Consider the following 6,990-nt stretch of genomic DNA (forward strand, 5'->3'; position numbering starts at 1 on the left):
TCCACAAAGCTCGGCTGTCCTGTCCGCTTAACCGCCATCGCTACCCTCCAAGGCTCTGCCCTAGGGAATCACAACTGACGGATTACGCAACAGGCCCACAAGGGGAGAGGGTGCACCGTCACCGCGGCTAGAACCGCGGAATGTCCGGGAATGCCAGCTTCCCCGCATGGACGTGCATGCGGCCGAGCTCGGCGCAGCGGTGCAGGGTCGGAAACACTTTTCCGGGATTGAGCAGACCCTGGGCGTCGAAGGCGCATTTCAGGCGCTGTTGCTGGTTGAGATCGATCTCGGTGAACATGTCGCCCATGAGATCGCGCTTCTCGATGCCGACGCCGTGCTCGCCGGTGAGCACGCCGCCGAACTCGACGCAGGCGCGCAGGATGTCGGCGCCAAAAGCCTCGGCGCGCTCGATCTCGCCCGGCTTGTTGGCATCGTAGAGGATCAAGGGATGCAGATTGCCGTCGCCGGCGTGGAACACGTTGGCGCAGCCGAGCTGGTATTTTTCCGAGAGCTCGCGGATGCGCGCGAGCGCCTTCGGCAGCGCGCCGCGGGGGATCGTGCCGTCCATGCAGAGATAGTCGGGCGAGATGCGGCCCACGGCGGGGAACGCGGCCTTCCGGCCGGCCCAGAACAGGTTGCGCTCGGCTTCCGAATTGGAGATCTGCAGCGTCACCGAGCCGCAGCCTCTTGCGATGGTCTCGACGCGCGTGATCAGCTCGTCGACCTCGATCTTGGGCCCGTCGAGCTCGATGATGAGCAGCGCCTCGACGTCGAGCGGGTAGCCGGCGTGGACGAAGGCTTCGGCGGCGTGGATCGCGGGCTTGTCCATCATCTCCATGCCGCCGGGAATGATGCCGGCGCCGATGATGCGCGCCACGCATTCGCCGGCCGCCTCGACCTGCGCAAAACCGACCATCAGCGCACGCGCCGTCTCCGGCTTTTGCAGGATGCGCACCGTGATCTCGGTGATGACGCCGAGCAGGCCTTCGGAGCCGGTGATGACGCCCATCAGATCATAGCCGGCGTTCTCGCACCCCTTGCCGCCGATGCGCAGGATCTCGCCGCTCATCAGGACAATCTCGCAACCCAGCACGTTGTTGGTGGTCATGCCGTATTTCAGGCAGTGCACGCCGCCGGAATTCTCCGCGACATTGCCGCCGATCGAGCAGGCGATCTGCGAGGACGGATCCGGCGCGTAGTAGAAGCCGGCATGCGCGACCGCCTGGCTGATCGCGAGGTTGGTGACGCCGGGCTCGGTGACGACGACGCGGTTGTCGAAGTCGATTTCGCGGATGCGCTTGAACTTGCCGAGGCCGAGCAGCACGCCGTCTTCCAGCGGCAGCGCGCCGCCTGACAGCGAGGTGCCGGAGCCGCGCGGCACCACCTTGACACCCTGCTCGGCACAATATTTCAGGACGAGCGAGACCTGCTCGGTCGTATCGGGCAGCACCACGACCATCGGCGGCTGCCGGTAGGCGGTCAGCCCGTCGGATTCATAGGCCCGCATCTCGGCGGCACTGTCGATCACGCCTTCGCCAGGCACGATCGCGCGCAAGGCGGCGACGATCTCGCTGCGACGCGCCAGCACTTTCTGGTCGCTCGCGGGCATCATGATGGCCATATTACGAAGCCTTCGTCCGACGGAGGAAATTGTCCCGGCAAATCAATCATGTCTTGCCGTCTTTGGGTAGGTCCTCCGAAGGTCGCATTGCATTGTTGCAGCGCAAGTTCTCTCTGGGGCAAGTCTGCTATCAGGAAACCTGTCAAGGTTTCACGGCTTGTCCACCTGCACCGGACCTGCCAAAACCACGACCCTCCATCTGACCCGGGAAGAGACGAAGAGCACCCTTATGACAAAACTGACTTTCGGCGCGCTGGTAGCCCTCGCCATGACTGCCGCAGCGTCCACCGCCATATCTTCCAAAGCGATGGCGCAGGACGCCGCCGCGGGCAAGACGTCGTTCAACAAGTGCCTGGCGTGCCACGCCATCGGCGAAGGCGCCAAGAACAAGGTCGGCCCCGAGCTGAACGGCCTCAACGGCCGCAAGTCGGGCACTGCGCCGGACTACAGCTATTCGGATGCGAACAAGAATTCCGGCATCACCTGGGACGAAGCGACCTTCAAGGAGTACATCAAGGACCCCAAGGCCAAGATCCCCGGCACCAAGATGGCGTTCGCCGGCATCAAGAACGAGACCGAGGTCAACAATCTCTGGACCTTCATCTCGCAGTTCGACAAGGACGGGAAGATCAAGCAGTAAGCGCGCGAACGGCGGCCGCCGCTCGAAAACGCTTTAGTCGGCGGCCGCCTGCGCCGGGACGATGTTTCCGATCATCGTCTCGATCTCCGTCTTCACCAGATCCGGCACGGCGTTCTGCACCATGTGGCCGAGATCGGGCAACACGATCAGCTTCGCATTCGGCACCAATGCTGCAAACGGGCGCGCGTGGATGCCGGTTTTCACCGTCTTGTCGGGCTCGCCGGCGATGATCGTGACCGGCGCCTTGATCTCGCCATAGCGCGCGACCTGCGCAGCGACCGACTCCTTCAGCGTCACCAGATCATAGGCATTGGCGATGAACTCGCGCGGGCGCAGCAAGAGCGGCGTCGCGGAGTCCTGCACGAAACCATCCGGCATGGTCTGCGGCAGGAACACGTTGCGTGCGCCGGCCTCAGTGACGAAATAGCCGAGCGGCAGCGTGATGGTGTAGGCGAGCAGCGGGCCGATGACAGGCGTTGCGATGAGCTCGTTGTAGCGGCCGACGCCGCCGCGCCAGGGATGGGTGACCGGCGCCAGCATCACGAGGCCGGCGACGCGGGCCGGATGATCGAGCGCGATCCTCGCGCCGAGCGCACCGCTCCAGGAATGCACGACGAAGACCGCACGATCGATCCCGAGCTTTCGAAGCGCCTCGTCGATCATCCGCGCCTGGACCTGCGGCGTCGAATCCTGCCGCCGCGCGCGCGTGCTCCAGCCATGGCCGGGACGGTCGATCAGGATGACGCGATGGTTTTTAGCGAGGAGGTCGCCGAGCGGACGCCGCATCGCTTCGAGGTTGGAGCTCGCGCCATGCAGCATCACGATCGGCAGGCCGGCCTCGCGCGGACCAATGTCGACGACGTGAAGCACAGCGCCCTCGACCTCGATCATGCGGCCCTGCGGCGGAAAGGCGCGCTGCACGGCGACGACACCGGCCTGCGTGACCAGCACCAGCAGAACCAGCGCCGTCACGACTGACATCACGATCATGGAGAGAATCCGGGCGATCCAGGGCACTTCACAATTACGACTGCGGCGCGCGGCAGTTTCGCCCCGGGCACTCCAGCACTTCCACAGAAATTAAGGGGGCTGTGGATATGTCCATAATTGCCAAGCAGAAAAAACAAATGGAATCAATGATGTTGCCCTGCGACACGCAAGCTTCGGACCAGCTTCATGCGACCGTCATCGCGGCTTCCATATAATCGCCATGGTCGGTTCCGCCATTTAGGCGCGGGTGGGCGCCGATCCTCCTTGCAGCCTTCAGGGGATGCGGGAAAGGCCGGCAGGATTTGTCCTGATTTGAACCGGAGAATTTCGATGAGCTTCAGATCCAACGACACTGCGATCGACGAGATCGTCGCGAGCTGCAACGGCGACCTGCGCGGTGCCGTGCGGGCGCTGCTCCTGATCAACGAGCATCTCGAGGCGGAGCTTGCCAAGGCCTACGCCGCGGCGGCCGATCACGGCCTCGCCGAGCGCGGCGGCAGCGTCCTGCATTAGTCCTGGTTCGTACTGTCCTCGGCCTTTTCCTCATCGGGGGCGGGCGCGGGACAGGCGCGAATCGTCGAGCGGGCAAGCTTGGCATCGGCCCTGGACTTGTAGGGACCGTCGCCGAACCAGATATCGCCGATGATGACCGGATTGCTGGTCACGATGTCGCATCTGCCGGTGGCGCGATTGCCGACCACCCAGAACAGTCCGTCGGCAAGACTCATCGTTCCCGACGCGAGCAGCAAGCTACCCGCAAAGATCAAACGCTTCATGGCTTTGCTCCTGCAATGCAGGTAAGCCTGTGGCCGGGCCGACAATAGGCCTTAAAACGCAGCGCTTGCCATCGTGGTTAATCCGCGGGCGCCGCATTCACTCAAGAACTGATCGAGTTCTCAGCTAGATGTCGCGGCCTTCGACCTTCTCGGTCAGCGCCTTGACCTGGTCGGGGATCTTCTCGAGGTGCGGATTGACGGCGAGCGCCTTGCGGTAGGCCTCGAGCGCACGCTTCTCGTCGCCAACCTCCTGCATGATCATACCGAGGCCAGCGAGCGCGCCGAAATGGCGGGGCTCGCGGATCAGTACCTCGCGGATGTCGGCGAGCGAACGGCCGTAATCGTTCTGCATGTAATAGAGCGTGGCGCGGCGGTTCCAGGCCTCGATGTAGTCGGGCCTGAGCTTGATCACCGAGTCCAGCAGCTTGATCGCAATCTCGATCTTCTGCGCGTCGACCGCGGTCTTGGCCCGCGACATCAAGAGCGCCGCGGTGTCGCTCGGGGTCTGGAGCCAGATCGCCCAGATCCGCGCCTCGACATGCTTGGCGCTGGCCTCGTCGGGCGCCGCCTTCAGCGCGCCGAACAGGAAATCGAGATTCTTGCTGCGGTCGACCTTGGGCAACTTGGACGGCGCCTCCGGCAGCTTCTTCTGCTTGCCGGGCGGGGGCGGCGGCTCAATCTGCTGCGCCAAGGCTGGAGCAACAAAGGCCGGAGCAAGGCCAGTGGCCCCCAGAAGCAGAGCCAGGCACAGCGTACGCGCAAAAGGGAATCTCACTGCCATGGTGAAAGTCTAAACGCGCAAAGCCGCCCTTGCAAAGCAAAGGCGGCGTCAAACTCGTGTGAGACCGTGGTCTTGCGGGGCGCGCGAAGGCGTCCGCGAGGGCAATCAGCCGCTCAGCTCAGCCCTGGCGAGCCTTGAAGCGGCGCTGCACCTTGTTGATCACATAGACCCGGCCCTTGCGGCGGACCAGGCGGTTGGCGCGATGGCGACCGCGCAGCGACTTCAACGAGTTACGGACCTTCATGGCAGAATCCTGAACGTTCGAAAGGCCGTGTTCGGCACTACCGTTTCGGCACGCGCGAATGTGGCAAAATGAGATCTTTCCCGCTGGCGGACCGACCGCCCGGGACGGGGCGGTTCTTAAGGCATGGCGGGAGGTCATGTCAATGTTAACTGCCCGGTTCCGAACCGGCAATTTCGCGAAAACAACCCCATGCACAGTAGAAGCGGCCGGATCGGCCCGATCTCCTCCTCAGGGGTCAGGCACAGCAACGACTTTTGCGGGCTGCGGTTTTGCTTCCAGCGACGCCTTGCCAAATTCGTTATATCATATAATCAATTTGACAACCCGTCGGGAGGAAACCAATGCCGAAGCTGAAGCTGCCGAATATCGACGATGTCGTTGCTATCGACATCCACACCCACGCCGAGGAGCCCTGCGGCTGCCATCCCGACGACGGCTATGACGATTTCCAGGCGCAGATGGCGGAGTATTTCAAGTCGCCGAACAAGCATCCGCCGACGGTGCCGGAGACCGCGGCCTACTATCGGTCCAAGAACATCGCCGCGGTGATCTTCCCGGTCGATGCCGAACGCGAGACCGGCTTCCGCCGCTACAACAATTACGAGATGATCGAGGCCGCCTCCGACCATCTCGACGTCCTCATCCCGTTCGTCTCGATCGACCCGCACAAGGGCAAGTTAGGGGCCCGCGAGGCGCGCAAGCTGATCGAGGAATACGGCGTGCGCGGCTTCAAATTCCACCCGACCATGCAGGGCTTCTACGCCAACGACCGCATGGCCTATCCGCTCTATGAAGAGATTAACAATGGCGGCGCGATCGCGCTGTTTCACACCGGCCAGACCGGCGTCGGCTCGGGTATGCCCGGCGGCATGGGCATGCGGCTGAAATATTCCAACCCCATGTACATGGACGACGTTGCGGCCGACTTCCCCGACCTCAAGATCATCCTCGCCCACCCCTCCTTCCCCTGGCAGGAAGAGGCGCTGTCGGTCGCGACCCACAAGCCGAACGTCTACATCGACCTCTCGGGCTGGTCGCCGAAATATTTCCCGCCGATCCTGGTGCGCTACATCAACTCGATTCTGCAGGACAAGATGCTGTTCGGCTCGGACTGGCCGGTGATCACGCCGGACCGCTGGCTGTCGGATTTCGCCAAGATCGACATCCGCGACGAGATCCGGCCGAAGGTGTTGAAAGCGAACGCGCGAAAACTGCTGGGGATCTAGCGCGGACGCTGAGCATTGAGGGCTTCGATCCCGTTGATCGAAGCCCTCACGTTCAGGCGAAGACGTCAGACCTGCGCCAGGCCTCCATCGACGAAGACCTCGCCGCCGGTCATGAAGCTACTGTCCGAGGACGCCAAGAACGCTGCCACCGCGCCTGTCTCGGAGAGGTCGCCCACACGCCCGATGGGCGTGGCACTTCCGAGTGCATTGAACGCTTCCTCGCCGACGACCTCCAGTGCCAGCTCCGTTTTGGTCGGCCCCGGAGACAGCACATTGACGCGGATGCCGGTGCCGCGCAGGTCCTGCGCCCAGCTACGGGCCAGATTGCGGATCGCAGCCTTGGTGGCGCTGTAGATGCTGAACTGCGGCGTCCCCATCACCCCCGTGCTCGAACCGGTGAGAATGATCGACGCCCCCTTCGTCGTCAGCGGCAGGGCCTTCTGCACCGTGAACACGAGCCCTTTCACATTGACGTCGAAAGTCTGATCGTAGTGCTCGACCGTGATCTCGCCGAGCGGGAGGGCTGGACGCGGCGAGGACGTCAGCCGACTGTCTAGCTTGCGCTGCTCTTCGTCCGAGGTCTGCTCTGCCCCCTGATTGCAGCGCGTTGGCGCAACTCGCCCTGAGTCCGGCTTGGCCAGAAGCTGACCTCGCGATTGGCTTATGGGCCCGGCATCATCATGGTCGGCGTTTCCAGCAGGGAAAAGTCATA

General features: G+C 63.3%; 9 protein-coding genes. 3 read left to right on the forward strand and 6 right to left on the reverse strand.

Annotated elements, in window-relative coordinates:
* Positions 1–127: 127 nt before the first annotated feature.
* Positions 128–1,621, reverse strand: a complete 1,494-nt coding sequence (locus tag JQ635_RS38740) for an FAD-linked oxidase C-terminal domain-containing protein (RefSeq protein ID WP_211415015.1) — start codon at positions 1,619–1,621, stop codon at positions 128–130.
* A 229-nt stretch (positions 1,622–1,850) separates the two neighbouring features.
* Here JQ635_RS38740 and cycA point away from each other — a divergent pair, with 229 nt between their 5' ends.
* Positions 1,851–2,261 carry a cytochrome c-550 CycA gene (gene cycA / locus JQ635_RS38745; RefSeq protein WP_211415016.1) on the forward strand — a complete coding sequence of 137 codons (411 nt, stop codon included), beginning with the start codon at positions 1,851–1,853 and terminating at the stop codon, positions 2,259–2,261.
* Positions 2,262–2,294: 33 nt separating this feature from the next.
* Here the strand turns inward: cycA and JQ635_RS38750 are convergent, their stop codons facing one another.
* On the reverse strand, positions 2,295–3,251 hold the full coding sequence (locus JQ635_RS38750; RefSeq protein WP_211415017.1) for an alpha/beta fold hydrolase: 957 nt from the start codon (positions 3,249–3,251) through the stop codon (positions 2,295–2,297).
* 330 nt (positions 3,252–3,581) lie between these two features.
* On the opposite strand from JQ635_RS38750, the gene JQ635_RS38755 reads away from it, so the two are divergent.
* Complete coding sequence (locus tag JQ635_RS38755; RefSeq protein ID WP_211415018.1) at positions 3,582–3,764, forward strand: hypothetical protein; 183 nt, start codon at positions 3,582–3,584, stop codon at positions 3,762–3,764.
* Here the strand turns inward: JQ635_RS38755 and JQ635_RS38760 are convergent.
* The 3 genes from JQ635_RS38760 to ykgO form a co-directional block, all read right to left on the reverse strand.
* Positions 3,761–4,027 (reverse strand): hypothetical protein, encoded by a 267-nt coding sequence (locus tag JQ635_RS38760; protein ID WP_211415019.1) that lies wholly within the window; start codon positions 4,025–4,027, stop codon positions 3,761–3,763. The genes JQ635_RS38755 and JQ635_RS38760 overlap by 4 nt on opposite strands.
* A 124-nt stretch (positions 4,028–4,151) precedes the next feature.
* Positions 4,152–4,808, reverse strand: a complete 657-nt coding sequence (locus JQ635_RS38765) for a tetratricopeptide repeat protein (RefSeq protein WP_211415020.1) — start codon at positions 4,806–4,808, stop codon at positions 4,152–4,154.
* Positions 4,809–4,926: 118 nt separating this feature from the next.
* Positions 4,927–5,052, reverse strand: a complete 126-nt coding sequence (ykgO, locus tag JQ635_RS38770) for a type B 50S ribosomal protein L36 (protein ID WP_006611362.1) — start codon at positions 5,050–5,052, stop codon at positions 4,927–4,929.
* Positions 5,053–5,393: 341 nt separating this feature from the next.
* Here ykgO and JQ635_RS38775 point away from each other — a divergent pair, with 341 nt between their 5' ends.
* Positions 5,394–6,278 carry a 4-hydroxyphenyl-beta-ketoacyl-CoA hydrolase gene (locus JQ635_RS38775; RefSeq protein WP_018648443.1) on the forward strand — a complete coding sequence of 295 codons (885 nt, stop codon included), beginning with the start codon at positions 5,394–5,396 and terminating at the stop codon, positions 6,276–6,278.
* A 65-nt stretch (positions 6,279–6,343) separates the two neighbouring features.
* On the opposite strand, the gene JQ635_RS38780 is transcribed toward JQ635_RS38775, so the two are convergent.
* A complete protein-coding gene (locus JQ635_RS38780) occupies positions 6,344–6,943 on the reverse strand; it encodes an SDR family oxidoreductase (RefSeq protein WP_433996597.1) in 600 nt (199 codons plus the stop codon).
* Positions 6,944–6,990 lie beyond the last annotated feature (47 nt).

Source organism: Bradyrhizobium iriomotense, from assembly GCF_018130765.1.
GTDB classification, from domain to species: Bacteria; Pseudomonadota; Alphaproteobacteria; order Rhizobiales; family Xanthobacteraceae; genus Bradyrhizobium; species Bradyrhizobium iriomotense_A.